The 25085-nt window shown below is 59.6% G+C and carries 22 protein-coding genes and 1 pseudogene; 10 read left to right on the top strand and 13 right to left on the bottom strand.

Annotated features, from left to right (window positions below; all coding sequences use genetic code 11):
- Positions 1–90: 90 nt before the first annotated feature.
- Positions 91–483, top strand: a complete 393-nt coding sequence (locus A4R35_RS06740) for a hypothetical protein (protein ID WP_112427747.1) — start codon at positions 91–93, stop codon at positions 481–483.
- A gap of 186 nt (positions 484–669) precedes the next feature.
- Here A4R35_RS06740 and A4R35_RS06735 read toward each other — a convergent pair whose 3' ends face one another.
- From A4R35_RS06735 to A4R35_RS06710, 6 genes are all read right to left on the bottom strand, one after another.
- Positions 670–1323 carry a hypothetical protein gene (locus tag A4R35_RS06735; protein ID WP_112427745.1) on the bottom strand — a complete coding sequence of 218 codons (654 nt, stop codon included), beginning with the start codon at positions 1321–1323 and terminating at the stop codon, positions 670–672.
- A 387-nt stretch (positions 1324–1710) separates the two neighbouring features.
- Positions 1711–4059 carry an ABC transporter substrate-binding protein gene (locus tag A4R35_RS06730; RefSeq protein WP_189361418.1) on the bottom strand — a complete coding sequence of 783 codons (2349 nt, stop codon included), beginning with the start codon at positions 4057–4059 and terminating at the stop codon, positions 1711–1713.
- Between the two features lie 64 nt (positions 4060–4123).
- Positions 4124–4708, bottom strand: a complete 585-nt coding sequence (gene ruvA, locus A4R35_RS06725; protein ID WP_112427741.1) for a Holliday junction branch migration protein RuvA — start codon at positions 4706–4708, stop codon at positions 4124–4126.
- 91 nt (positions 4709–4799) lie between these two features.
- Positions 4800–5351, bottom strand: coding sequence for a crossover junction endodeoxyribonuclease RuvC (gene ruvC, locus A4R35_RS06720; RefSeq protein WP_112427739.1), 552 nt, complete (start codon positions 5349–5351; stop codon positions 4800–4802).
- A 93-nt stretch (positions 5352–5444) separates the two neighbouring features.
- Positions 5445–6206 carry a YebC/PmpR family DNA-binding transcriptional regulator gene (locus A4R35_RS06715; RefSeq protein WP_112427737.1) on the bottom strand — a complete coding sequence of 254 codons (762 nt, stop codon included), beginning with the start codon at positions 6204–6206 and terminating at the stop codon, positions 5445–5447.
- A gap of 67 nt (positions 6207–6273) precedes the next feature.
- Positions 6274–7041 carry an alpha/beta fold hydrolase gene (locus A4R35_RS06710; RefSeq protein WP_189361415.1) on the bottom strand — a complete coding sequence of 256 codons (768 nt, stop codon included), beginning with the start codon at positions 7039–7041 and terminating at the stop codon, positions 6274–6276.
- Positions 7042–7219: 178 nt separating this feature from the next.
- On the opposite strand from A4R35_RS06710, the gene A4R35_RS06705 reads away from it, so the two are divergent.
- The 7 genes from A4R35_RS06705 to A4R35_RS06675 all read left to right on the top strand — a co-directional run bounded on the left by A4R35_RS06705 (position 7220) and on the right by A4R35_RS06675 (position 13127).
- Positions 7220–7648 (top strand): YraN family protein, encoded by a 429-nt coding sequence (locus tag A4R35_RS06705; protein WP_112427733.1) that lies wholly within the window; start codon positions 7220–7222, stop codon positions 7646–7648.
- 219 nt (positions 7649–7867) lie between these two features.
- Positions 7868–8401 carry a zinc ribbon domain-containing protein gene (locus A4R35_RS06700; protein ID WP_112427731.1) on the top strand — a complete coding sequence of 178 codons (534 nt, stop codon included), beginning with the start codon at positions 7868–7870 and terminating at the stop codon, positions 8399–8401.
- Positions 8402–8500: 99 nt separating this feature from the next.
- Positions 8501–9058, top strand: a complete 558-nt coding sequence (gene tsaE / locus A4R35_RS06695; protein ID WP_112427729.1) for a tRNA (adenosine(37)-N6)-threonylcarbamoyltransferase complex ATPase subunit type 1 TsaE — start codon at positions 8501–8503, stop codon at positions 9056–9058.
- The gene (gene tsaB, locus A4R35_RS06690; protein ID WP_112427727.1) at positions 9039–9872 is read left to right on the top strand and encodes a tRNA (adenosine(37)-N6)-threonylcarbamoyltransferase complex dimerization subunit type 1 TsaB; all 834 of its coding nucleotides are present in this window, start codon (positions 9039–9041) and stop codon (positions 9870–9872) included. Before tsaE ends, tsaB begins: the two co-directional genes overlap by 20 nt.
- Entirely contained in the window at positions 9856–10491 is a 636-nt protein-coding gene (rimI, locus tag A4R35_RS06685) for a ribosomal protein S18-alanine N-acetyltransferase (protein WP_112427725.1), read from the top strand. The genes tsaB and rimI overlap by 17 nt, the downstream gene beginning before the upstream one ends.
- A 219-nt stretch (positions 10492–10710) precedes the next feature.
- Entirely contained in the window at positions 10711–11904 is a 1194-nt protein-coding gene (locus tag A4R35_RS06680) for a tRNA (adenosine(37)-N6)-threonylcarbamoyltransferase complex transferase subunit TsaD (protein WP_112427723.1), read from the top strand.
- 176 nt (positions 11905–12080) lie between these two features.
- Entirely contained in the window at positions 12081–13127 is a 1047-nt protein-coding gene (locus A4R35_RS06675) for an ROK family protein (RefSeq protein WP_189361413.1), read from the top strand.
- 153 nt (positions 13128–13280) lie between these two features.
- Here A4R35_RS06675 and metG read toward each other — a convergent pair.
- Together metG and A4R35_RS06665 are read right to left on the bottom strand one after the other, a co-directional pair.
- Positions 13281–14993, bottom strand: a pseudogene (metG, locus tag A4R35_RS06670) (methionine--tRNA ligase); the annotation flags it as partial.
- A gap of 277 nt (positions 14994–15270) precedes the next feature.
- On the bottom strand, positions 15271–16293 hold the full coding sequence (locus A4R35_RS06665) for a ThiF family adenylyltransferase (protein WP_112427717.1): 1023 nt from the start codon (positions 16291–16293) through the stop codon (positions 15271–15273).
- Between the two features lie 297 nt (positions 16294–16590).
- On the opposite strand from A4R35_RS06665, the gene A4R35_RS06660 reads away from it, so the two are divergent.
- Both A4R35_RS06660 and A4R35_RS06655 read left to right on the top strand, forming a co-directional pair.
- Entirely contained in the window at positions 16591–17034 is a 444-nt protein-coding gene (locus A4R35_RS06660) for a response regulator transcription factor (protein ID WP_069805134.1), read from the top strand.
- Between the two features lie 310 nt (positions 17035–17344).
- Entirely contained in the window at positions 17345–17779 is a 435-nt protein-coding gene (locus A4R35_RS06655; RefSeq protein ID WP_112427714.1) for a response regulator, read from the top strand.
- A 467-nt stretch (positions 17780–18246) separates the two neighbouring features.
- Here A4R35_RS06655 and A4R35_RS06650 read toward each other — a convergent pair whose 3' ends face one another.
- The 5 genes from A4R35_RS06650 to A4R35_RS06630 all read right to left on the bottom strand — a co-directional run bounded on the left by A4R35_RS06650 (position 18247) and on the right by A4R35_RS06630 (position 24827).
- Positions 18247–19254, bottom strand: a complete 1008-nt coding sequence (locus tag A4R35_RS06650) for an ABC transporter ATP-binding protein (protein WP_112427712.1) — start codon at positions 19252–19254, stop codon at positions 18247–18249.
- 25 nt (positions 19255–19279) lie between these two features.
- Positions 19280–20257 (bottom strand): ABC transporter ATP-binding protein, encoded by a 978-nt coding sequence (locus A4R35_RS06645; RefSeq protein WP_112427710.1) that lies wholly within the window; start codon positions 20255–20257, stop codon positions 19280–19282.
- 34 nt (positions 20258–20291) lie between these two features.
- The gene (locus A4R35_RS06640) at positions 20292–21386 is read right to left on the bottom strand and encodes an ABC transporter permease (protein WP_223258233.1); all 1095 of its coding nucleotides are present in this window, start codon (positions 21384–21386) and stop codon (positions 20292–20294) included.
- 12 nt (positions 21387–21398) lie between these two features.
- Positions 21399–22358, bottom strand: a complete 960-nt coding sequence (locus A4R35_RS06635) for an ABC transporter permease (RefSeq protein ID WP_112427708.1) — start codon at positions 22356–22358, stop codon at positions 21399–21401.
- Between the two features lie 750 nt (positions 22359–23108).
- A complete protein-coding gene (locus A4R35_RS06630; protein ID WP_112427706.1) occupies positions 23109–24827 on the bottom strand; it encodes a peptide ABC transporter substrate-binding protein in 1719 nt (572 codons plus the stop codon).
- Positions 24828–25085 lie beyond the last annotated feature (258 nt).

Here is a 25085-nt window from a genome sequence, read left to right as displayed (position 1 = left end):
AGAGGCTGAGCCGCGGAAGGGCGGAGACGCGTCTCACTCGAATCATCCGCTGCTCTCCGATGGAAGAAAGGACGGCTGAGTGCTTCTAGTATGAGTCAGTCGGAAGAGTTAGTTGACGCAGACGCTCAGCGTCAAGCGCGCCGTGAAAACGCGCGGCGCATTATGCGAGAGAGTGATCTTCCCTCGCTCTTGCGCCGTCTCGATCGTGAGTTGCTCAAGGGGCGAGGGCGCTTTGAAGAATACGACACGCTCGTGCTCCTCAAATGGGGTTCAGGTTATACGGGACGCCATATCTGGGTGGAAGTGGTCGACGATACCATTCGCTTCCGCCTGACGCCTCATCGGGTCTGTTCCACCCAGGTGCCCCTCTGTGATGGCGAGTACCATATCTTTACACCCGCCATGTGGCGGGATCGTGCCCTGCTCTGGTCTGAGCTCCAGAAATACTATGCCAGGCCGGTGGCCGAAAGCTCCAGTGACTAGGGAGCTACTGCCGCAGAGACCAAGGCCAGGGGGGCCGCTGACGGCTATCGGGCCAGGCCCGGGCGCGAGCCGGCGCCGACCCGACGGCCTGGCCTCTCACGGGCGTGGGGCCTGGTGCTCCAGGCGCTGCCCTGGCCCTCTCTCCTGCTGGATCGAGGGTAACCGCGAGGAGAAGAGCCAGGGACATCAGGGCTGTTCCAGGGCCAGCATCTGGATGAGTGCCGCCTGGTGCAGCTGCAGGCTGAAATTCTGGTAGCCTGGCTGAGTATAAAACTCCTCCTGCTCAATCTCGCTGGCCCAGGTGAGGAAATTGAGGAAGACTGTCCCCCACCGATAGGCCGGCTCCCGGCTTGCGTTTTCCTGGCCTCCGCTGGCTGGTGTCCCGTTCTCCTCCTCTCCGCGTGCCAGAAATGCCGAGGTCATCAGCAATTCCGCCGCCTGACGATGGAGGCTTTCTAACCAGTGCTGCTCGATTGTCTCGGCCTGCTCTGGATGCACCCGTGCCAGCAGAGCCACGGCCAGAGTTGGACTTACCGCCGGACGCACATAGCCCCAGATATAGCGCATTGCCCACTGCTCTGGCGTGTCCATGAGCTGAGCGCCTGCCATCTCCTGCAGCAGGCGAGCGGGACTGCAGCGGTCGCGCACTTTTTGCCAGACTGCCTCATTCTCCCAGGTGGTGAGCAGCAGGTGATAGCGCCTGTCGCGGCTGGTGTAGCTGCGCACGCCCAGCAAGCCGGGAGTTGGACGCAGGGTCTCGGTCACTTGCCGCACCTGCGTCTGAGCGTCAAGCTCGTAGGCGGGCCTGATATGGGCCAACGTTACAATTAATAGCTCCATTACTCAGCTCCCCACTTATCCTTAAACTCTCGCCTTGCCCCTCAACCTCCCTCCTCTCCTTCCTGATCTTCATCGTCTCCGAGCGTATGGCATTCTTCTCATGTCACCAGGCTGGTCTGATGGCAAGGGGAGACTGGCGCACTCAGTAATCGGGGCCTGGTGAGCCGGCTGATTGGGGCGGGGGCAAGAACGCGGCTGTCCTTTGACCAGGCAAAGTGGCAAATGAAACGGCCAGGACGGAAGAGAAGGAAGCAGAGAGAGGAGAGGGCGACGGCCCCAGCTAAGTGAGCTGAGGCTGACTTGTCGCCCCTGTTCTCTCTTACCAGGCAGTACTGACTGCGGAGGAAAGGGTCGAGGCCCTGCCTGGTCTCGTCTTGTTGCTTCCCGCTACTGAGCAATCTGAATGCTGCCATCCTGTTGCAGCACCAGGATCGCCGGTGCGGCGCGTGTGCTGGTAACCAGCACATTATCCCACAAATGCAGTGCGATAGGGCCACTCACGCCGTTGAAGTTCTGGTTACTGATGCGCTGCACGAGCTGGGCAGGCGTAGGGAAGCCGGGAGAAGCCTGAGCCTGACCCTGGCTGCTCTGGGCCTGTTGCTCTGACTGTTGATCCGGGCCAAGGCTTAAGGCCACCATCTCTACCGCATCACCGAAGAGCAGCGCGCCCTGGTCCAGGGCTGCGGCCCCACTACAGAAGCTACCTGGTGAGGCAAAGAGCGTGCAGAAAGCGGCGTAGAACTGCTTGGGCCAGGGGCTATCTCCGCTGGGAGGGCGAGCGGCGCTACTGACCGTCACATAGATGCGCGGCAGCGTGAGCTGGTTTTGACGCACCCAGGGCACCAGCTTCTGGATGGCCGTCGGCTGGACGAACTCGCCACCGATCAGCAGAATCGGCTGCTGGTTGCGTGGCAGTTGGGCGATTGCCTCCGCCAGTGTCATGACATCGTTAGAGAGCAGCGGCGCAAAGATGAGGTCGGGACGGGGCTGGGCCTGCAGGGCATCCTTGAGGCCGGCCAGCAAATCATCGCGCGAGGCTTGGGGGCGCCCATTGGCATCGAGCAGGCCGCTAGCCACAGCGGTCTCCTGAGCCACGATGCGTGTATGCCGATGAGCGGTGAAGTACTGGCTAAAATAGTGTGCTGAGCTACTGGAGGAAGGATTGCTCGGGTCATAGAAGATCGCCACGTTGCGAGCCCCCAGCTCATTGTAGGCATAATCGGCTCCTGCCCGACTCTGCGCCGAATCGTCCGCCGAGAAGCGAATAAAAGCGAAGCCGGGGGTGCAATGGCGATAGAGGGAGGTCTGAGAGAGCAAGTCAATGATGAAGAGACCCGAAGCGGTCGGGGCAAGCAGAGGAACACCGGCGCGACAGAGTACCGGCAGCACCACCTCTGTCAAACGGCTTGGCGCCAGCCCCAGCACGGCCAAGATGGGCGGACGTCCGGTGACCTGCAGCCCGAAGTCACCAAAGTTCCCCTGCGCGTTTAGCGTCGCCACAGCATTGGCGATCTGCAGCGCACCCTCCTCCTCGCCTGTTGTGTTGGCAAGCACCAGGTACAGCAAAGGGGCGCCAGGAATCTTCATCTGCGCGCTATTGTACTGCTCCTGACTGATATAGGCTCCCACCAGCTCCTGGGTATAGGCGGCGTAGAGAATATGGCGATCGGTACCGCCCTGGGGGTCGGCCACACCGGGACCGCTATCGAAGCTCACCACAATGATGCCATAGGGGTGGCCTGAGAGGCGCACACGCAGGTCCTCTCGATAAATGGCCGCCTCGGCGCTGTTGCACCCCGTGGTATCGCTAATCTCCACCGCTGCCGCGAGCAGGGCATCAGCCTTCTTGCTATTGCCCGCTTGCATCGCCTGAGCGGCCTGTCGCTTATCCTGGTAGCCTGCGGCGTTACAGGCATCAAAGACCTTCAGCCCGTCGCTCAGCCCGATACCGTCCGGTGTCGGCAACAGATGCGTATTGGGGGGATGGTAATAGCGAGCGTCATCCCAGCGAATCGCCAGGAATGCGGTCAGAGAGGTCAGCAATAAAATCAGGATCAAAGTCCCGAAGGCCAGGGCACGCGGGGAGATCGGGACCAATCCGCCGCGGAAAAAGCCGCTCATCTGCCACCACATCACGCGGAACGGATCGCGCACCGGGCGGCGCCGATACTTGCGATTGGCCTTTGCCTCCTGACGGAAGAGGTCTAGCAATACCAGACAGCCGGTGTCGCAGACAAGCAAATGGGCTTGAACCTCTGGATAGAGTAAAGCCACATTCTGCCCGCTATCCATCGCCTCGGCGTACTCGGGCAGCAGTTGACGACACTGCTGACAATCGATCAAGCCATCGCCAGCCGAGGGAGGTGCAATGCGGATTGTCTGCTCAGGTGCCTCGGGACCAGGCGAGGGAGAGGAGAAGCCTGGCCCAGCGGGTGGCTGCGAGACGGGGGGAGCCACCTGGAAAGACTCGGCACTGGCCAGGGCCGGCGCGGCTACTGCCGCCTCATTGCCTTCGGAGGCGGCCAGAGGCTCTACAGGAGAGAGGCGCCGTACCTTCTTTTTTTTGCGCTTGGGGCCGCTCGCTGCCGAGGCTTCCTTGCAACGTGGGCAAGAGGCCATATGCTGCCGGGCTGCCTCGACAGCCTCCTCGGGCACGGCCTCGGGGTCCTGCTCGTACTCAGCCAGGACAGAGACAGCGAAAGCACATGCTGGCGGCAGCAATTCGTCCGTTGCCATCAGCATCCTCCAGAAAATAGGCGTTTTCTGCGAATCCTACCTGCTACAACGACCGTCAGTCAGATCAGAGTTCGCGGGCGAGGGAGCGCAGGGCCAGGGTGATTTGTTCTTCCAGCGTCAGGTTCTGGTCCTGGGGCAGGCGAGCGATGGCCGCCTGGGCGGCAGCGGGACTATAGCCCAAACCGACCAGGGCTTCCAGCACCTCGGAGCGCCGGATACCAGCGGCGGAGGCTGTGCCTGGGGCTACTGCCGGCACCTTGCCCTTCAGCTCCAGCACCAGACGACCGGCAAGCTTCTTGCCCACGCCGGGGGCGCGGGCCAACAGCTGCACATCCTCTTGAGCGATGGCGCGATAGAAGGTGGGTGCGTCGAGCGCCGAGAGCAGTGCCAGGGCTACCTTGGGGCCTACACCGCTGACGCCGATCAACAGCTCGAACATATCGCGCTCGGCCTCCTCGGCGAAGCCATAGAGCGCCAGGCCGTCCTCGCGGACGTGCAGGTGGGTATAGAGCGAGACCTCACTACCGGGAGTACTGAAACGATTGCGTGTCGAGGCTGGCACAAAGACACGCAGCCCGAAACCTCCCACGCGGACGATCAGTTGGTCCTCGCACTGTGCCTCAAGAATGCCATGAATGCTCGCAATCATCCCTGCCTGCCTATCTCTCCCTCTGCTGTCGTATAGGAAGTAACGCCACTGGCGTGATCTGAGTAACGGTTGCTGACTTTTTGGGGAATGATTACCATCCTCCTGATTCTGAGGAGTGGAAGCCCTCTGAAAGGAGACTGGCTTTGATCAGGTGGGAGCTATAGAGGTGACAGATGGCAATAGCTGCCGCATCTGCTGCGTCGTCGGGGCGAGGAATGGAGCGCAGATTGAGCAAAATGCGCACCATCTCCCCGACCTGCGCCTTGTCTGCACTGCCGTAGCCGGTGACTGCCTGTTTCACCTGGCGTGGCGTATACTCTGCAATGGGCAATCCGTGATTGGCCAGCGCCAGCATGGCTACACCACGCGCCTGGCCGACCATCATCGCCGTGCGGGCGTTTTTGGCGAAAAAAAGCTCCTCCATAGCCGCCTCCGCCGGCTGGTGAATGGTGACGATTTCTCCCAGACGCTCATAGATCTGCTGGAGGCGCTGAGGTAAGGGCATGCCGGCGGGCGTAGTAATGACATCGCAGGCGAGCAAGCTAAGCCGGTCGCCCTGGGCCGCTACGACGGCATATCCTACAATGGCCGTCCCTGGATCGATGCCCAGGGCGACCCGCCGCGGCGGAGCCTTCTGAGTCATAGGGTCATGCCGCCTTCCTTGCTGTGCTTCCGGTGAGAGGACAGAGCGGCCACAAGGGTCGCTCTGATCCCTGGCTCGCTGCTGTCACAGGCCCTACTCATAGGAGGCCACCAGTTCGTCAGGAATATCGGCGTTGGAGTAGACGTTCTGGACGTCGTCCAGATCCTCCAGCTTCTCGACCAGCCGCATGAGCTGATGGGCAGTTCTGGCATCGTGCAGTTCGACCCGTGTCTTGGGAACCATCGTGCTCTCAGCTTTCAGAATCTTGTAATTCTTCTCCTGGAGAGCCTGACGTACCTTCTCCAGATTGGCTGGGGTCGTGTAGATCGTCAAGATCTGGTCCTCCTCCGAGGACGTTTCCGCATCTTCGGCGCCCAGATCGATGGCCTCCAGTGAGACCTCATCGGGGTCGTGCCCGTCGAGAGCCAGCTCGATGATCCCGCGCGGCTCAAAGATCCAGGAGACGCTACCCGTCTCGCCCAGGCTTCCGCCGTTGCGGCTGAAGGCGTTGCGAATCTCTGCGACCGTGCGATTGCGGTTTTCGGTCATCGCCTCGATAAGGATGGCCGTCCCGCCGGGGCCATAGCCCTCATAGGTCACTTCTTCCAGGTTGCTGCCCTCTGCGCCGCCAAGGGCCCGCTTGATGGTGCGCTCGATGTTCTCCATTGGCATGTTGGCATCGCGCGCGCGCTGAATAGCCATGCGCAGACGCGGGTTGGCGGCTGGGTCTCCGCTTCCTCCTTCGCGCACAGCAACTGCGATCTCGCGCCCGAGGCGCGTGAACAGTTGTCCCCTGCGCGCATCGTTCACGCTTTTAGCTCGGCGAATCTGTGCCCATTTCGAATGGCCTGACATACCGTTGCCCCCTATCTATCGCAAATGCTCTGTATGAAGAAGGGCCGTTGCTGCCCTGCTTGCTCTATTATTCGTGAGGGAAACCACTGGCTGTATTGTAGCATGAACCAGGGGAAGGCGTCGAGGGGGCTGCTGCCAGCCAGGCAGCGATGACGCGAGCCAGCTCCTCCGGTCGCTCTTGCATCAAGGCATGACCGGCAGCAGGGATGATCTGCAGCGTTGAGCCTGCAATGTGGTTATGAAGATACTGGCTATACTTAACAGGAGTCATCTGGTCTTCTGCGCCTACGACGATCAGGGTTGGCAGCTGGATCTCTCCGAGGCGGGCCATGCAATCGAAGGTGTGGCAGGCCAGCAGGTCACGATAAAGCTGAGCAGCGCCGCTGGCTAGCTCCTGTTGAAAGCGAGTGCGCTGGCTCTCGCTGCTTGTCGAGACCAGGCTCCAGGTGGCCAGCGCTTGCAGCGCCTCGGGTGAGCCTGTCCGAGCGGCTTCCAGTAGATCGGCTCGTACGCGCAGGCGGGCGCCTGTGCCGATCAAGATCAGTCCGGCCAGCTCCTGACCATGCTCCAGGGCCAGGGTCAGGGCAATGGCGCCGCCCATCGAGTGCCCGGCGACAATCGGCCTCTGAAGCTGTAGTTCATGGCTCACAATCTGCCAGACGGCCTGAGCGTAGTCGCTCACGCTCACCTCCGCTGGTAGTGTGTCCGCGCGCTGGCCGTGGCCTGGCAGGTCAATGGCAATAGCGGGACACGAGCCGAGATACTCTAGCAGAGCGCTCCAGCTATGGGCGCTCCCTCCTGCTCCGTGGAGAAAGACAATCGGTTGCTGTACCATCTCTTGACTTACTCCTCTTCTGAGCGTTTCCCCGGGTCGTCTTCGGGAACGCTCCTTGTCTGCTTGCATCTGGCCGCTGTCTAGGCTATCCTTGCAGAGACGGCAAGAGCGCTGCTAGCTCAGCGGTGTTCTCATAGGAAGCATACAACATTGAGAGTGGGGATGGCGTATTACTCTCATGAATTGTCCAGATCACGAGAAGTCTGGTGGACAGGGACGGAAGAGCCTGAGCCGGACCAGGGGCCAGCGCGCCCTTGGTCAAGCTGGCGAGCGCCTGGCAGCTGTCATCCTGCGTCAGCAGGGCTATCATATTCACGAGCACAACTTTCGCTGCCGGGCTGGTGAGATCGACCTTGTGGCCAGCGATGGCGAGGAGCTGGTCTTTATTGAAGTGAAGACGCGCCGCGGCAGCAGCTGGGGCCCTCCCGAGGAGGCCCTGACATGCCAGAAGCGTCGCAAGCTCATTGAGGTGGCCTCTCACTACCTTGAGCTGCACGAGGCCTACGAGCGTCCCTGGCGCATTGATGTGGTGGCTATCCAGCTCAGCAGCGCGGGTCGACTGGAGGCTGTGCGTATCCATCGCGGGGCAGTGGAGAGCGAGGATTAGCTGGCAGTGCCTGGGCCGGGTCTCCAGGTAGCAATCTAGCGCGTCTACCCTTCTACCGGTCAGAACTGCCAGGGAGCCAACGGGGGTGCATGAGTGGGCTAGAAATGGCTGCTCTCGCCGCTCCCACGAGAGAGGCAGGATTACCCTCGTGCCGAGCAGGAGGCCCGACCTGCATTCCCAGCTCACCAGACCAACTGACAAAGGGAAGGAGCACCAATCATGGCGGACTTTGTTGAGTCGGCGAAACATCTTGTCTCCGCGGCTGTCAGCCGCACCACCTGGGAAGCGCAGAAGCAGCTGCGTATGCGAAACAAGCAGGGGGAGATTGATCAGCTGCTCAAGCAGCGTCAGCTCCTGCTGGAGGAGCTGGCCACTGCGGCTATGACCCTCTATCAGCAGGGAGCGCTATCCCAGCCACAGTTAGCGCGTATCTGTGTCAGTATTCAGGAGCTGGATGCCGATCTGCGTAATCGGGAGCAACAGCTGCAGGAGATTAAGAATGAGACCTATCAACCGGAGCAGTTTGCTCCGCAGCCACCGCGCGATTATACTCCGCCTCCAGTGGCGCCAACGGCCTCAACGACGCCACCGGCGCCGGCGGGAATGGGAGGCTTCCCTGGAACGGTAGGAGCGGCTGGTTCAACGGCCAGCAGCGGCCCGCGTGTGGCCGATAAGGTGCCCTGCCCTCACTGTGGCCAGTTAGTCCGCGTGCGGGCGCTCTATTGCTCTAGCTGTGGGAAGAAAATCGGCTGAGGCGAAGCAGGGAGGACTGTGTTATAATAATTTGAGGTTCTCTGGAAAGGCTCAAGAGATACTTGAGCCACGGCTATAGCAGGGGAAAAGGAAGACGGTGTGACTGGTGCTTCTCAAGACGAGGTGAGCTGTACCCTTGATGTGATCAGTCATAGTGCGGCCCAAACTCAGCGGCTTGGTATGCGCTTAGGAGAGCTGCTGCGTGGTGGTGAACTGATCCTGCTGGCCGGCCAGCTAGGGACGGGGAAGACCACCTTTACGCAGGGTCTGGCTCAAGGTCTGGGCATTGCTGAGGTGGTCAGCAGCCCTACCTTTACACTCCTGAAGGAGTACCGTGGTCAGCCGCGCAGGCGCGGAGAAGAGCAGGCAACGCACTCCAGAGGTTTGGCGCTTTACCATTTCGATCTCTATCGCCTGGAGCATCCTGAAGAGATACTTGATCTGGGCTTCGAAGATTACTTTTCTAACCCGGCAGGCGTCTGTGTGGTGGAGTGGGCTGATAAGGCTGCCACGCTCTGGTCTGGCGAGTATCTCCGCATTCGTCTGAAGTTGCTCAGCGAGACGAAGCGTGCGCTCCTCTTCGAGGCCGTTGGATCGTATTATTGTGAGCTGCTACAACAATTCCAGAAAAATACCTATGCTGCTCTTGGCAATTGATTCCTCCACGCGCCAGGCAAGTCTGGCCCTTTGCTCCGAGGAGACGCTCTACGCAGAGGAGACCTGGCTTGTCGAGAACAATCATAGTGTTGAGTTGTTGCCAGCGATCCGTCGGTTACTGACCAGTCGAAACTGGCGTCCGGCGGACCTCTCTGCCCTGGCGGTGGCTTTAGGCCCAGGCTCCTTTAATGGCGTGCGCGTGGCGGTGGCCACGGCCCGTAGCCTGGCTTTTGCCCTGGAGAAGCCACTGATTGGGGTGGGCACCCTGGACATCATCGCTGCCCAGCAGCGCCGCTGGTCGGGGCCGATCTGCGCTGTGCTGGAAGCAGGGCGCTCCGAACTGTATGCTGCCTGCTATCTCAGCACGGAAGGTCAGGATGAGCAGGGGCGGCTTAGGCAGGAGCTGCGTCGGCTTGGAAACTATGTCCTGCTGCCTCCTCAGCAGCTCGTGGCCTATCTCAAGGAACTGGCTGCCACATCTCTGGCAGTGCCGGGCCGGCGCGAGCTGCCTCCTTTTCTCTTCTGTGGGGAGCTGAAAGCGGCCACCTGCGCGACCCTGCGCTCCTCTCTGCCGGAGTGTGCCTTCGCTGAGCCATTGCTGGCCACCAGACGGGCCACCACTCTGGCCGCTCTCGCCTTACCGCGCCTCTTGCGGGGCGAGCATGATGATCCTTTGCGCCTGGAACCGCTTTACTTGCGCCCCCCTGCCATTACGGCCAGTGCACGTAAGCAACCGCTGCTGAACGCGGTGGGTCAGCCGCGCTCACTACCTCAAAGCGAGACAGAGAGGGAAGAACGTGCGTTACAGCATTGAACGCATGACGTTGTCAGACGTACCTCGGGTGATCGAGATTGAGCGTCTGGCCTATCCATCAACCTGGCCTCCTAGTGCCTATCGCAAGGAACTGCAAGACAACCGCTGGGCGCACTATATTGTCCTGCGGGATAAGAAGATTCTAGAGGAGCACGTGGAGCCTTCTGCCTCTGAAGCTGAGAAGCCAAGGCGCTTCTTCCCTCTGTCGCTGTTGCCGGGCCGCTCGTCGACGGCGACAACCTCACCGCAGCTCGCCTCGATCATTGGCTTTGCCGGGCTGTGGCTCATGGTTGACGAAGCGCATATCACCACGATTGCCCTGCATCCTGACTATCGTCGTCAGGGACTCGGCGAGTTCTTGCTCATCAGCCTGATTGATATCGCCTATACCATCGGCGCCAGATGGGTCACGCTTGAGGTACGTGTCTCTAACTACGTTGCCCAAAATCTCTATCGTAAGTATGGCTTCCGTGAGGCCGGTCTGCGCCATCGCTACTACAGCGATAATCAAGAGGACGCTCTGATCATGTGGACTGACGAGATCCACAGCCCGGCCTATCGCCAGAAGTTTCAGGAGCAGAAAGCCGCGCTGTTACGGAAGCTGGAAGCTCGGGGCTAAGAGAGGTCATCCCGACCGATCGACCGACTGCCTGATCTGCGCTGACAGCCTCTGACCCGACTTGGGTGACTGGGTCTGGATGGCCTGGCCGGCAATTGTATGCTGGCTGCCGCCGTTCTGGCCGGGCAGAAGAGCGGGGCAACGCCGGAGCCGGAGCCGGTCAGAGAGATGTGCACCCCAGCTACGCAACTTTTCATTGAATGAGAAAGGGGGTGAGCTATGCTCGTTCTAGGGATCGAAAGCTCTTGTGATGAGACTGGGGCAGCCATTGTCAAAGATGGTCGCTACCTATTGGCTAATGTAGTCGCCTCGCAGACAGAGATTCATGAACGCTACGGAGGAGTAGTGCCAGAGGTCGCCTCGCGTCAGCAGCTGGCCGCTATTCTGCCAGTCATCGAGACGGCTCTGCAGCAGGCTCACTGCCGCTGGGAAGACATCGAGACGGTGGCTGCTACCTATGGTCCTGGCCTTGCTGGCTCGCTGCTCGTTGGCCTGACAGTAGGCAAGACCCTGGCTCTCGCCCGCGATCTACCTTTCCTTGGGGTCAACCATCTGGAAGCCCATATCTACGCCAACTGGCTGCGCCCAACGCCGGACGCTGCAACGCCGGACGCTGATCTCCAGTCGGGCGCGAATGAGACGGAATGCGCCTATCTGCCCGGTGATCCGCTCTTTCCTTTGATCTGCCTGGTCGTTTCCGGCGCTCATAGCGAGCTAGTCCTCATGCGTGATCATACCGACTATCTCCTGTTGGGGCGGACGCGCGACGATGCCGCGGGGGAAGCCTTTGATAAGGTGGCTCGCATTCTGGGGCTTGGCTATCCCGGTGGTCCAGCCATTCAGCGGGCTGCACGCCTGGCGGAAGAGGAGCTACGCCAGCAGCGCCTTCCGGTGCGCAACCCTTATCGGCTGCCGCGGGCCTGGCTACGAGGAACCTATGACTTCAGCTTCAGTGGACTGAAAACAGCCATGCTACACCTGGCCGAAGGACTGGTGGCGGACCAGCAATCGGGTCGCCCACTGCCCAGTGGAGGGCGCCAGGTTAGTCGCTACACCACGATGGGAAGCGAAGCGGCCAGACGCGGTCAAGTCCATATCGGTCTGCTGGCGGCGGGTTTCCAGGAAGCCATTGTTGATGTCCTGGCGGTCAAGACGCGCATGGCCGCCCAGGAATATCACGTGCGGCAGGTCTTGCTGGCCGGTGGCGTTGCGGCCAACGTTGCCTTGCGGGCGCGCCTGGAGGAAGAGCTGACACCGCTAGGCATCCGGTTGCAGTATCCGCCGATCGAATTCTGCACAGACAATGCGGCCATGGTAGCGGCGGCGGCCTTCTTCCATCGCCTGCATGGTGAGGAGCATGATCTTGATCTGGATGTGGAGCCGAATCTGAGCCTCCCCTTTCGGCAGGAGTAAGGGAGAGAAGAGGGACTGAAGCGTGCTCCCCTGGGGCAGGTGGGCGTGCATGCTGCAGGAGCAGCGAGCGTACTCTGCTCAGAGAGCCGTCCCATATCCACACTATCATGAGCAAGCGGTATGAAACAGGCTGTGCGGCCTGTTGCTACCGTTCTGTTTCTCTTGAGGAGAGGACTATGGCCAAGAATCACGCGGGACATCCAGCAGCATCCTATGCTCTTGGCATCGACCTGGGAGGCACCAAGACGCTGGCGGCAGTTATCGATGTCTCCACTGGCGCAGTGATCGCCTCGGCGCGCAAGCGCACAAAAGCGGAGCGAGGGCAGGACTTTGTTGCCCGCCGGGTCGTGGAAGTCGCTCGTGCCGCTCTAGAGGCCGCCGATCTGCGCAACGGGCGCGAGCTGCTCGCGGTAGGCATCGGTGCTGCCGGCCAGATTGATCGTCAGGCCGGCGTGATTCTAGAGGCGCCCAACCTCGGCGTGCGCGATATGCCGGTAGCGGCTCTGCTGAGTGCCGAATTTGAACGCCCAGTTGCAGTTGGCAATGATGTTGAGGTCGCGGCTCTGGGCGAGTACCTCCACGGGGCCGGGCGCACCTACAAAAATTTTGTCTGTGTCTTTATCGGCACCGGCATCGGGGCTGGTATCATTCAAAACGGGCGTCTCTACACAGGTCTCTCCGGTACCGCCGGAGAGATTGGCCATATTACGGTGGAAGCCAGCGGACGCATCTGTGGCTGTGGCGCGCGCGGCTGCCTGGAAGCCTATGCCTCACGCACGGCCATCACGCGGGCCATTCTGGCTGAGATCCATCATGGCCGCAAATCGATGCTGGCCGACGAGGCCCTGCTCCAGCTCAAAGGTGGCGAGACCATCATTCGCTCGGGATTGCTGGCCAGCGCGATTCAGCAGAACGATGAGTTAGTCATAGAGGTAGTCAGCGAAGCTGCGGACTACCTGGGCTATGGCCTGGCTTCGATCATCAATTTTTACAATCCCGAAGCCATCATTCTGGGGGGAGGCGTTATCGAAGCCATCGATCTGCTCTTTGAGCGCGCCGTGCGGCGGGCGCGCACTGTGGCCCTCTCCCTACCTGCACGCCAGACGCCCATTGTGCGCACTCGCCTGGGCGATTTCTCGGGCGTGGTAGGGGCCGCCTGCCTTGCGGCCCAGGCGGCGGGCTATCGTCTTCGGGAGAGCGAAGAGCAGGCGATCGAAGAATAAGGATCAGCCAGGCGGAGCGCCTCCTCCTCCGCCCGGCTGGCACTGGGGGGAAGAGACGCTCCCCAGCGGTGTTGTAGTTCTCTTTTTCCTCTCCTGACTGGCTCGCTCTCTTGTCTGGGCCTGTGGCAGGGCCTGCCGGCAAGGCGATCAGCCCTAGGGCAGCGACTTACTCTCAGTGGAAGAGAGATCAGCAGGCTCCTCCAGCTTGGCGAAGAGCGGCTGGGGTGGTGGCAGCCGTCTGCCAGCGGGCACCGTTTCAAGCTGCCAGCGAGAAGCACTGACATCGCCCTCGAAGCCCAGGTAAGTGTGCAGCTTCTGCGAAGAGAAAGGCAGGTAGGGATAGAGCAACAAGCGCAGACCGCTCAGCACCTGCAGCATCACGTAGAGCGTCGTCCCAGCGGCCTGACGATCCTCTTTGATGCGTTTCCAGGGGGCCTGCTCATCAAGATAGCGATTGGCCACGTGAGCCACAGCCATCGCCGCCTGCAATCCGTCCTTGAAGCGGCAGCGACTGATCAACTCGCCGACTGTCAGAAAGCCCTTCTCCACCTCTGCCAGCATGGCTTCATCAGCGGTGCTCAGTGCCCCGGGCGTGGGAACTGTCCCGCCAAAGCGGCTCTGGACAAAGGTCAAGGTGCGATGGACAGCGTTGCCGTAGGTAGCAACTAGCTCATCGTTGTTGCGCCGTACCAGCTCCTCGAAAGTAAAATCGGTATCGCGTCCCTCGGGAGCGGAGGCTGACAGGTAGTAGCGCAGCGGATCTGCCCCGTAGAGATCGAGCACATCCTTCGTCCAGACCACATTACCCCGGCTGCTGGATGCTTTGCTGCCGCGCATTGTCATGAACTCGTTGGCTGGGACATCGTAGGGCAGATTGCGGTTGCCATAGCCCATCAACATGGCCGGCCAGATAATCGTGTGGAAAGGAATGTTGTCCTTGCCGATAAAGTAGTAGGCTTTCACCGGGGGATTGGTCATGCCAGGGACCCACCATTGCTTCCAGGCCTCGGGATTGCCACTACGCTGCGCCCACTCCACGGTGGCTGAGAAGTAGCCAATCACCGCATCGAACCAGACATAGATGCGCTTTTCATCGTAGCCTTCCAGCGGGATAGGCACGCCCCAATCGAGATCGCGCGTGATCGCGCGCGGGCGCAGGCCCTCCTTCAGCCAATTCATTGTAAAGGCATAAACGTTGGGACGCCAGTGCTCCTTACCCTGAGAGAGCCACTGCAGGATCGGCTCCTGAAGCTTGGGCAGGTCAAGAAAGAAATGCTCGGTATCGCGGATCTCCAGCGGCTGCTCCCTACTGCCGCAGAGACGGCAGTGAGGCTGGATCAGATCGACGGGATCGAGTACTCGACCACAATTGTCGCACTGGTCACCGCGCGCCTGGGGATAGCCACAGTGAGGACAGGTCCCCTCGACGTAGCGATCGGGGAGAAAGCGGCGATCCGTTGGACAATAGGGCGACTGCATTGTATCTTTATAGACATAGCCCTTCTGATAGAGCGTCAGAAAGAAATCCTGCGTGATGCGATAGTGATTCTCCGTACCCGTTTCTGTATAGAGATCCCACGAGATCCCCAGGCGCTCCCAGATCTCGCAGATCTGGCGATGGTAGTAGGAGACAAATTCGCGCGGCGAAATGCCCTGACGCTCAGCTTCGACCAGAATGGGCGTGCCATGCTCATCGCTGCCAGAGATCATCAACACATGGTTACCGGCCAGACGATGATAGCGCGCGAAAGTATCGGCGGGCAGATACGCACCGGCGATCTGCCCAACGTGGGTCGACGTTTTAGCGTAGGGCCAGGCCACGCAGACCAGAATATACTCAGCCATAGAACATGACTCCCTTGCTTGCTGATGGAGGTCAGTCGAGTCGTTCTGTCTCCTTGATTATGAATTGCTTGCTCGCTTGCTGGCGCTGTTGGTTGCGCTGTGCCTCTCAGAAAGACGCTAACGGATGATGAAGTGAAGAGACCACCAGGCGGATTGTGCCTCATTATAGCATAGAGTGGGAGAGGGACAAGACCCCGGCTGGGCAGCGGGGCTGGACCTGCCCGCCTCTGCTGGCAGACCTGGCGCTCCTCCCCAGGCCGGGCCGGGCCGGGCTGGGCCGGGCTGGCGCGGAAATCGGTCACATACCGATGTAACGGGCGTAGAGTGAGCGCGCAACTTGCTCGTTATCGGTGCCCTTGATGATCGCGCGTCCGTCGGAGAAGACCGTCATCTCGTAGCTATCGATAGTGAAGCGCAGCAAGTAGGCGTTGTGCTGGACGGGAACGAGCGCTTCTAGACGCTGAGCCAGAGCCCCCAGATCGACGGGAGTTCCGCGGCGGCTGCTGCGTATCTGAACAGCGTTGCGCCCACAGAGCACGGTTGTCCTGCTCTGGAAGGAGGCGTTCAAGAAATCGAAGCGTCCAAGGGAGCAGGTCGGGCAATCGAGCTGACGAGGCAACTCCAGACGCTCAAACGTATTCTCCCAGAGATCGGCGGCCAGCAAGGCCCGGCTGATCAGAGGACTCTGAAGCAAGATTTTAAGGGCCTCAGTCGCTGCGATGCCGCTAATCATGCTCACAATTCCATTGAGCACCCCGGCAGTATCGCAGGTCGGTGTGCTGCCGGGGGGAGGCATCTCGGGGAAGACACAGCGCAAGCAGGCGGTCTCGCCCGGGAGAATGTTCATCGTCACCCCGTGAGCGGCGATCACCCCGCTGTAGATCCAGGGTCGTCGGTGTTTCACGCAGGCATCATTGAGCAGATAGCGCGTTTCGAAGTTATCGGTGGCGTCCAGCACCAGATCTACGCGCTGGACCAACGACTCGACCTCCTCGGCATCGAGGTCGGCAACCAGGGCTTCGATCCTGACCTCACTGTTGATACGCTCCAGTTTCCTGGCTGCAGCCACCGCTTTGGGCAAATGGGCCTGAACGTCGTCTTCGTCAAAGAGGATCTGCCGCTGCAGGTTACTCAGCTCAACGTAATCGCGGTCGACAATGGTCACTTGCCCGATACCAGCGCGACAAAGGTGGTTAGCAAGCATAGTGCCGAGCGCGCCGCAGCCGATAATGGCCACGGAGGAGGCAAGCAGGCGTTCCTGACCCTGGCGTCCAATAGGACCAAAGAGAGTCTGTCGCGAGTAGCGCTCGAAAGCTACCATCAGCAGAGGCCTCCCCAGAATGGGGCATCCTACAGCCGCCTGACAGCGCCACGCCAGGGCAAAGCTGTCGGCAGCCCGTTGCTATCTGCTTCATTGTACCACAAGGGGACAGGCGGGGAAAAGATGACCGACTGGGATGCCAGCCGCCTGACCGTCCGCCTGGCTAGTACTCCCGAGGGCCTCAGTTGGCAAGGCCAGGCCGGTGTGTTACAATGCAAAGGGGTGGGTCGTCTTTGCTGTTGAGGAGAGATAAAGTGCAGTGCCTGAGCAAGACGGCTTTAAACGGCGGAAAAGACGATGAAGAAAGTGCTGGTCATCGACGATAATCCTACTATTGTAGAGCTTATCAAATATGCCGTGAATCTCCAGGGCTCCTACGAGGTCATCGTCGCTTATGACGGCGTCCAGGGCCTGGAACAGGTCTATGCCCATCACCCCGATTGCGTCATCATCGATGTGAAGATGCCTCGGATGGATGGCTACCAGCTAGTGCGCTGCCTGCGGGGCGATGCACGCACTGCCGATACTCCTATGATCATCCTCAGTGCGATGACGCGCGAGGAGGATCAGCTCACGGGCCTTCTCTCCGGGGTCGATGAGTATCTGACCAAGCCCTTTAAACCTAGCGCCCTCAATGCGGCTATCGAGCGCGTTCTGCGCCTGACTCCCGCTGACCGCCAGCGCCGCATGGATGAATTGATGCGCAGCCAGAGTGAGCAGCAGCAACAGCAACAACGATAAGGACGATGAGTCGGTTGAGCACGATGGGGACCGTGCGCGAACCACTCTGCTTCGCTAAGGGATGCTGCTGCAATGGCTCTTGACCAGATGCGCCACCAAGCAACAGGTCTAAGCCGAACCACGTTTGCTCAAGTGGGTGGCCAGGATCTTTTGTGTCAGGCTTGTCTTGCTGGCAGAGGGCTGTCCACTCATCTTCGTTGAGAAGCAAGGGGACAGCCGCGGGAGAGGCCTCTTGCTTCCCGTCTCCCTCTGTCCATGTCGGTTTTATTTAGCTGCTTGAACACTTATTTCTTGTAAGTGCTGATCGACGATGCTATCTATCCGTCTCATGGCTCGTGAACCAAGAACAGCGCAATTGCCGCGGGTGCTCTTCGTTGATGACGATCCACATACCCAGGGGCGCATTAAACAAGCCCTGGAGCATATGTTTACTGTCCGTTGTGCCTCTTCTTTGGAAGAAGCTCGTCGCTGCTTACTCGAAGAGCCCCCCGACCTGCTGATCTGTGAGATTGTGCTGGGCAACGAGAATGGTCTCGATCTCTGTCGCTTCGTGCGCGATCAGTCTTCATTGCGCCATCTCCCTGTAATGATTCTTAGCTCCCAGATGACGGTACAGGATAAAATCGCTGGATTCGCCGCCGGCGCTGATGACTACGTTGTCAAGCCGGTCGATGCACGCCATCTCGCTGCCCGTCTGCGTCTTCTCTTGCGCATTAAGCAGCTGGAGCTGCGTAACCAGGACTAACAGTGAGAGCCTGCCGTTCACCTCTGGCGGATTCCTGGGGGGCGGCAGGATTCTCTCCGGCCTTGCTCCTGGGTAGATCTTCCCCTTCCACAGTTGCTGGCGAGCCTCTGCGTCTCTGGCGGCTGGCGAGCGGACGAACGAGCGAGGGCGTGCCCGGTGGGAATTGGTGGAGGTTCCGGCCAGCAGTCGTCTGGCTTCTCCTTTGCCTCCAGATCCTGGCAAATAGGCTGAACAGGGGGCAGCGCACCCTTTCTTTTCCACCTCTTCTGACCAGAAGGGCAGTCGTTGGTGGAAGGATGGTTATCGAGGGCCGGCCGTTCTGTTGACAACATGAACAGAAGCAGCGCCGCAGGCTGGCCCGCGGCGCTGCTTTCTAGCTGAATTCCTTCCCTATGCTGCGCACCCTCGATCAGGCCAGAGCTGGCAATCTGATCTGGGAGCGGTGCAAAGCGAGGGGGCAGCCCTTCTTAACCTGGGAAATGACAGGCCACGTAGTGATCTCGCTCCTTCTCTTCAAGGGGAGGCGTCACTTCACGGCAAATCTGTTGTGCTTTCCAACAGCGTGGATGGAAGTTGCAGCCGGGTGGTGGATTGACCGGGCTGGGCACATCACCTTCCAGAATGATACGCTTGCGACGGGCTTCAACCTCGGGGTCCGGGACAGGGATGGCCGAGAGCAGTGCCTGAGTATAGGGATGCAGCGGCAACTCGTAGAGCTTCTCGCTCGCCGCCAGCTCGACGATGCGTCCCAGATACATCACAGCGACGCGATCGCTGATGTGTTTCACCACCGAGAGATTGTGTGCGACGAACAGGTAAGTCAGGCCGAACTCGGCTTGCAGGTCCTGGAGCAGGTTGACGACCTGGGCCTGGATAGAGACATCGAGTGCTGAGACTGGCTCGTCGGCGACGATGAATGAGGGGCGCAGTGCCAGAGCACGGGCAATGCCGATGCGTTGCCGCTGGCCGCCGCTGAACTCGTGGGGGAAGCGGTTCACATAATATGGGTTGAGCCCAACCACTTCTAGCAGGTGGGCCACCTGCTCGCGGATCTCACGGGCATTCCCTCGTTTGAAGTTCTCCAGTGGCTCGGCGATAATCTGCCCTACAGTAAAGCGTGGGTCAAGCGAGCCAAAGGGGTCCTGGAAAATCATCTGCATCTCAGCGCGCTTCTTGCGCAACTCTGCGGGTGGCAGCTTGGTCAGTTCGACCCCATTCAGCTTGACGCTGCCAGCTGTTGGCTTGATAAGCTGTAGAATAGCGCGCCCCGTTGTCGACTTGCCGCAGCCACTCTCACCAACCAGTCCAAGTGTCTCTCCGCGGCGAATTGTCAAATCGACGCCATCAACGGCCTTCACTTGGGCGATAGTGCGATTGAAGAGGCCGCCTTTAATTGGAAAATGGACCTTCAGACCCTTGACCTCGACCAGTGTTGTTCCGGTTGCTGTCGAGGTTGCCATCTGCTGTTGTGCCATAGCGTCTTTCTCTCTCTCTCCCTGGCTAGCTTGGATAGAAGCAAGCGGCGAGCTGCTCACCGCGGCCTACCGGTTTCAACTCTGGCCGTTCTTGACGGCAGCGAGGCTGGACCCGCGGGCAGCGTGGGGCGTAGGGGCAGCCGATAATCTCGCGTGAGAGGTCGGGGGGCTGCCCAGGGATGGGAGTCAGGCGCGTGCCACGCTTCTCGTCCAGGCGAGGGATCGATTGCAGGAGTCCGATGGTATAGGGGTGAGCTGGTGTTTGGAAGATCTGCCGGACTGGGGCCGACTCTACAATATGGCCAGCGTACATCACGATCACATGCTCGCAGGTACCGGCCACCACGCCCAAGTCATGGGTGATTAGCATCAGGGCCGTGCCGAACTCCTTGGCCAGGCCCTTCATCAGTTCGAGAATCTGAGCCTGAATGGTCACATCAAGGGCGGTGGTTGGCTCGTCGGCAATCAACAGTTGCGGATTGCAGGCCAGAGCGATAGCGATCATGACGCGCTGACGCATGCCGCCGCTGAACTCGTGGGGATAGCTCTTCGCTCGCCGGCGTGCATCGGGAATGCGCACCAGATCCAGCATCTCGACTGCCCGCTGCCAGGCCTGGTCGTTCGAGATACCCTTGCGGTGGCGCTTGACCGTCTCGGCGATCTGATAGCCGATGGTGAAGACTGGATTGAGCGAGGTCATCGGGTCCTGGAAGACCATCGAGATCTTACTGCCACGCAGCTCCGTCATCTCGTCGTTATTCTTCTCCAGGATATTCTCGCCGTTGAAGAGAATCTCACCCCCAACGATCTTACCCGGCGGTGAAGCGACCAGACGGATAATGGAGAGCGCGGTCACGCTCTTGCCGCTGCCACTTTCGCCCACCACTCCCAGGGCCTCGCCAGGCCGCATGGTGAAGGAGACATCGTCTACGGCCTTGACAACGCCGCTGCGAGTAAAGAAGTAGGTTTTGAGATTATTCACTTCCAGCAGGTTTTCTGGCATGGGTGTATGCTCCGCTCTTGCATGGTTCGCTTGCTTAGTCTTTGGTGCGAGGATCGAAGGCATCGCGCAGGCCGTCGCCGAGGAAGGAGAAGGCCAGTACCAGGATAGCCAGCGTCAACGAGGGGACCAGCACCTCCCAGGGGTGCGTATCCACCGCGTTACTGGCCTCGGAGATCATCAGGCCAAGGCTGGAACCCGGTTGCTGAACGCCCAGACCCAGCAGGCTGATACTCGCCTCGCCGATGATGGTGTTGGAGATATCGAGAGTGGCGGCCACCACAACGATGCTGAACAGGTTGGGGATAATGTGGCGCCAGATAATCTTGAAGTTGCTGCTACCGGCAGTGCGGGCCGCTTCGATGAACTGCTGTTCCTTGATCTGAAGTGTTTGACCACGCACAAGGCGAGCCATCAGAGGCCAGGAGACGAGGGCCAGGGCTGCTGAAACCAGGAGCAGGCGGGCGTTTCCATTAGGACCAACGATGGGAACGTTGCTCAGGGTAGTATCGGCCCACGTGCCGAAGATTCCGGTGAGCAGGATGATGAAGAGCAACCCCGGGAAGGCGAAGATGATATCCGTCAGGCGAGCCAGAACTTGATCGATCCAGCCCCCGAAGTAGCCGGCCAGGACGCCAACCAGAATACCCATCGTGATGTCGATGACCTCCACCAGGACGGCCACGCTGATAGAAACGAGCAGGCCCTGCATCAGGCGCGCCAGAATATCGCGCCCCAGATCGTCGGTGCCCAGCCAATACTGAGCCGATGGCAGCTCATCCTGGCGGCTCAGCTCCTGATGATAGAAGGTGCGGTAGACTGTCGCCGGAATCGGCCCATTGTCAGGGCTGTCGTAAATACCTCCCAGGTGCTGGTAGACGAAAGGCCCGAACAGCGACAACAGTACCATAAAGATGATCACGCCCAGGCTGACCATCGCGCGCGTATCGCGACGCAGGCGCCGCAACGACTCCCGCAGCGGTGAGACTGGTTTGCGCTCTTTCGGCCCTTCGGTCTCCGGTATCACGCCTGGCGTCTCGACGAGAAGTTCCGGCTCTGCGGGCACCATCAGGTTCGTGTCCGGGGCAATCAGGGGGGAGGCTGGTTGAATCTCTCGATCGCGCATATCCATTATCTACGCCTCCTATTCGAGCTTAATGCGGGGATCGACCAGTGTGTAGGCAATATCCGCCAGCAAGTTGCCCAGCACGACCCCGATGGCCAGCAGTACCGCAGTCGCCTGGATGACCGGGTAGTCGCGATCAAGCACAGATGAGACTGTGATGGTGCCGATACCGGGGATGTTAAAGATGTTCTCGATGAGAAAGGCCCCCGTAATTGTGAAGCCCAGCGTGACGCCTGTCACGGTGATCAAGGGAATGAGCGCGTTGCGCAGCGCGTGTCGGTAGATCACAAGGCGTTCGGGCAGTCCTTTCGCTCGGGCCGTACGGATGTAATCCTGGCGCATCACTTCCAGCATACTGGTGCGAGTGATACGCGCAAAGTAGGCAGCGCCGGCTAGCCCGAAGACCAGCACGGGCGCAAGCTTAAACTGGATGTCGGTCCAGGTGTAGTGCCAGGGTTCACCCCAGTTTGCCACTGGCCAGTTCGCTCCTGTTTCCTGGTCGATGAAGACGATCAACACCTGAACCAGGACGCAGAAGACAAAGATGGGCATCGCATAGAGCACCAGCATGATGCCCATGTTGAGGGTGTCCACCCAGGTATTGGCCTTGAGCGCGGAGATAATCCCCACGGGAACCCCGATGAGCAGATAGATGACCAGGGCCCAGAGGGCCAGCTCCATAGAAACAGGGACGCCGTCCTTGAGAATATCCCAAACCGGTCGCCCCTGCGTCTTGAACGAGTAGCCGAAATCGAAATGTGCCAGGTGGACGAGGAAGTTCCAGTACTGCTCATACCAGGGCAGGTCCAGTCCGTAGGCATGCCTCAGCTGAGCGTAGAGCTGGGGAGAGAAATGCTCACCCAGCATGGTGCGGATTGGATCGCCCGGGGCAAAGTAGCCCATGATGAAGGTGATGAAAGTAACTCCAATCACCACGAAGACTAAGCCTATGAGGCGCTTGATCAGAAACTGTATCATGCTAAGCCCCTTACTGTCCTGTCAGCGCTCACTTGACGAGAAGGAGGCTCATCTCAAGCCTCCCTATCTCCGCTGCTGTCCTCTGCCTCTTGCCTCCTTCGTGGACAAGTGTACTCATGTCACGTTCCGCTAGAGGTGGAAGATCTATGAAATGGCACCCTTTCATAGATGGATCTGGACTGTAGCGGACAACAGACGTTACATGACGGATCTTGTCCCATATTTTAAGGAGCGCTATCAGGCTTGTCAAGCTAGAGGTTATGCTTCTGCCATCATATTATTACGCTCGCCTGCCTGCGTTGTTCACATGCGCGTAGAACAGCTTCCCACCGTCAACTCGCTCGCTGTCTGAGCTGGTGGCCTTCAATTGGCGCTGCACTGGCCTGCTGCGACCGGTCTGACGGTGGTTCCTGGCTGCTGGCTGAATCAAGCAGGGAGGCAGGCTGATGAAGAAGGAAAAACGGACAGACGAACAGACAGGGGCTATTATAAAGAGCAGTCAGAGTAAGGTCAAGGTAAGGGGGATAGCAATGAGAGAAAAAGGTGAAGAGCCTGGGGAGAGGAGTCCTTTGGCTCCTGCTCCGCCAGGCTCTGGTGGTGAAGGATTCGTCTCTCGGCCAGCTCGGTGGGCCAACGCAGCAGATGAGCCGCCTGGCTGACTGGCTGAGTAACCAATCCTCGCGAGCTGCTTCCTGGTACCAGCGCTACCGGAACAAGCCTAAGCCGGTAATTCGTCCTGCTCAGGTGAGACTAGTGTTGCGTGATATAGATCTGGGACCAGTAGTCGGGTGGGATCAGCTGCTGAGGATTGTAGAAGAAGCCGTGGACATAGGTTTTGACCACGTAGGGAGCCTGTACCTGTTCCATCGGCAGCCAGGCCACGTCATTGACGAGCTGCTGCTCGGCCTGGTTGTAGGCCTGGTAGCGAGCTGGGCCGTTGGGCATGGCGTCGGCCTGCTCCATCAGCTTCTGGGTGGCCTGCTGCTGAGCGGCGTCGGGACTATGGTTCTGGCCATAGTTCATGTTGTTGTTCGGCACTCCGGCGTCGAATTGCAGCGTGAGCCAGTCCTGCGGATCGGGGTAATCCGCGATCCAGGCAATGCCCCAGAATTGCAGACCATGCGGGTTGTTGGTGGCGGCGACAATATCGTCCAGCAGCTTGTTGAAGTCCTCGGCGTGGACTTTGACCGTGATCCCAAGGACCCTTTGCCACATCTGGGCCAGGGCTGCAACCTCTCGATCAGCATCGGCGGAGCCGCTTGGGTAAGTCAGAGTGATCGGCGGAAGCTGAGAGACGCTGGTCAGCCCTTCATCTTTGAGGCCGGCCTCCAGATACTGCTTGGCCATTGTGGGATTCCCGGCGGTGCTGGTGGTGCCATCGGGTCCTTTGAGGTTCGGGTCATAGCCTGGCATCCCTTTGGGCACGATATGGTTCGTGGCAATGTAGATGTCCTTCCAGACAGCGTGGACAATTTCATCCTTGTTGATGGCCAGGGCGAAGGCCCGGCGCATGTTGATGCTGTCGAAAGGCTTGACCAGATAGTTCATGGTGTAGTAGTTGATCCACAGCTGAGGGGCCAGGTGGAAGTCGTTCCCTTTCCGCGCCTGATCAACGTACGAGCTAGGTACGCCCGCTATGTCAACCTGGCCAGCGCGGTAGGCCTGATAGGCAGTATCAATCTTCTGATAGAAGGGGAAGATCACCTTCTGCAACTGTGGCTTGGGTCCGTAGTAGTAAGGATTGGGAACAAAGACGATCTGCTTGCTATGCTGGTACGATTGCACCTTGAAGGGGCCTGCGCCGCCGCCTTCGTCAAGATGGTCGGTCCAGTTCTTGCCGTATTTGTCAATCAGCTTCTTTTCCACCACGTAGGAGCAGGAGTAGGTGAGGGCATCCAGGAAGTAAGCGGCCTTCTTTTTAATGGTGATGACTACCGTATTGGGGTCGGGGGTCTGGATGCTGTCGCCGATGATGGTCTTAATCTTCCCTTTCTGCAGCAGGTCAGAGTCTTTGATCAGGGCCAGGTAGATAGGGGCGGTGGTCGAGTGCTCTGCCGGCTGCAAGGCCCGGTCGATGCTGTAGGCTACGTCAGCTGATGTGAGAGGCGTACCATCGCTGAACTTCAGATTGGGTTTCAGATGGAAGGTCCAGGTCAGGCCGTCTGCTGAGGTCTGCCAGGAAGCGGCCAGCTGCGGTTGAACTGTTAGATTGTTGTCGAGCTGCACCAGGCCGGTGAAGACCATGTCGATAGCCTGAATCGAATAGAGATCGGTGGAGAGGCCGGGGTCGAAGGTGGCGATGTCGCTGACCCCCGCTTCTGGATAGACAAGGACTTGTTTGCTGGCTGGGGCTTTCTGCTGCGAGGTCGTTTGTGTTCCTCCGCCGCAGGCAGTCAGCAGGAGAACAAATAGACAGAAAAGAGTGAGGGCTAAGCCCACGGAGTAGGTTCTCTTGCGCGGTGCGGACATGGATCGTGCTCCTAACCATAAGGTGAACGCTAGCCACAGCAACAGCCTGCCAGGATGTGGGCCAGGCCTGCTGGTGGCAGCTCAGCCAACGTTCAAGTTCCCTCTACGCTCCTTTTCCGGGCAGAGGCTGCAGAGGGAGCGATAACCGATCCAAAAAACAGGATACGTGCGGTGTTGCTAGCGAAACACGGCACGCGAAGAGAACTATCCTGAGTTCAGGGCCGGGCGGCAAAGCCGTCCTGTATTGGTTGCGCTGGC

Origin of the sequence: Thermogemmatispora tikiterensis, assembly GCF_003268475.1 — a bacterium.
Taxonomy (GTDB): domain Bacteria; phylum Chloroflexota; class Ktedonobacteria; order Ktedonobacterales; family Ktedonobacteraceae; genus Thermogemmatispora; species Thermogemmatispora tikiterensis.
This window is presented reverse-complemented; position numbering and strand designations above follow the sequence as displayed.

Bases quoted from the DNA above. Each gene is read 5' to 3' on its own strand.
- A4R35_RS06730 (WP_189361418.1), bottom strand. From the start codon at position 4,059: ATGGCAACGGACGAATTGCTGCCGCCAGCATGTGCTTTCGCTGTCTCT.
- A4R35_RS06715 (WP_112427737.1), bottom strand. From the start codon at position 6,206: ATGTCAGGCCATTCGAAATGGGCACAGATTCGCCGAGCTAAAAGCGTG.
- A4R35_RS06640 (WP_223258233.1), bottom strand. From the start codon at position 21,386: ATGGATATGCGCGATCGAGAGATTCAACCAGCCTCCCCCCTGATTGCC.
- A4R35_RS06665 (WP_112427717.1), bottom strand. From the start codon at position 16,293: ATGGTAGCTTTCGAGCGCTACTCGCGACAGACTCTCTTTGGTCCTATT.
- ruvC (WP_112427739.1), bottom strand. From the start codon at position 5,351: ATGACTCAGAAGGCTCCGCCGCGGCGGGTCGCCCTGGGCATCGATCCA.
- A4R35_RS06660 (WP_069805134.1), top strand. From the start codon at position 16,591: ATGAAGAAAGTGCTGGTCATCGACGATAATCCTACTATTGTAGAGCTT.
- A4R35_RS06645 (WP_112427710.1), bottom strand. From the start codon at position 20,257: ATGCCAGAAAACCTGCTGGAAGTGAATAATCTCAAAACCTACTTCTTT.
- A4R35_RS06710 (WP_189361415.1), bottom strand. From the start codon at position 7,041: ATGGTACAGCAACCGATTGTCTTTCTCCACGGAGCAGGAGGGAGCGCC.
- A4R35_RS06705 (WP_112427733.1), top strand. From the start codon at position 7,220: ATGAATTGTCCAGATCACGAGAAGTCTGGTGGACAGGGACGGAAGAGC.
- A4R35_RS06650 (WP_112427712.1), bottom strand. From the start codon at position 19,254: ATGGCACAACAGCAGATGGCAACCTCGACAGCAACCGGAACAACACTG.
- A4R35_RS06675 (WP_189361413.1), top strand. From the start codon at position 12,081: ATGGCCAAGAATCACGCGGGACATCCAGCAGCATCCTATGCTCTTGGC.
- A4R35_RS06700 (WP_112427731.1), top strand. From the start codon at position 7,868: ATGGCGGACTTTGTTGAGTCGGCGAAACATCTTGTCTCCGCGGCTGTC.
- ruvA (WP_112427741.1), bottom strand. From the start codon at position 4,708: ATGATTGCGAGCATTCATGGCATTCTTGAGGCACAGTGCGAGGACCAA.
- A4R35_RS06735 (WP_112427745.1), bottom strand. From the start codon at position 1,323: ATGGAGCTATTAATTGTAACGTTGGCCCATATCAGGCCCGCCTACGAG.
- A4R35_RS06680 (WP_112427723.1), top strand. From the start codon at position 10,711: ATGCTCGTTCTAGGGATCGAAAGCTCTTGTGATGAGACTGGGGCAGCC.
- A4R35_RS06655 (WP_112427714.1), top strand. From the start codon at position 17,345: ATGCTATCTATCCGTCTCATGGCTCGTGAACCAAGAACAGCGCAATTG.
- A4R35_RS06630 (WP_112427706.1), bottom strand. From the start codon at position 24,827: ATGTCCGCACCGCGCAAGAGAACCTACTCCGTGGGCTTAGCCCTCACT.
- A4R35_RS06740 (WP_112427747.1), top strand. From the start codon at position 91: ATGAGTCAGTCGGAAGAGTTAGTTGACGCAGACGCTCAGCGTCAAGCG.
- A4R35_RS06635 (WP_112427708.1), bottom strand. From the start codon at position 22,358: ATGATACAGTTTCTGATCAAGCGCCTCATAGGCTTAGTCTTCGTGGTG.
- tsaB (WP_112427727.1), top strand. From the start codon at position 9,039: ATGCTGCTCTTGGCAATTGATTCCTCCACGCGCCAGGCAAGTCTGGCC.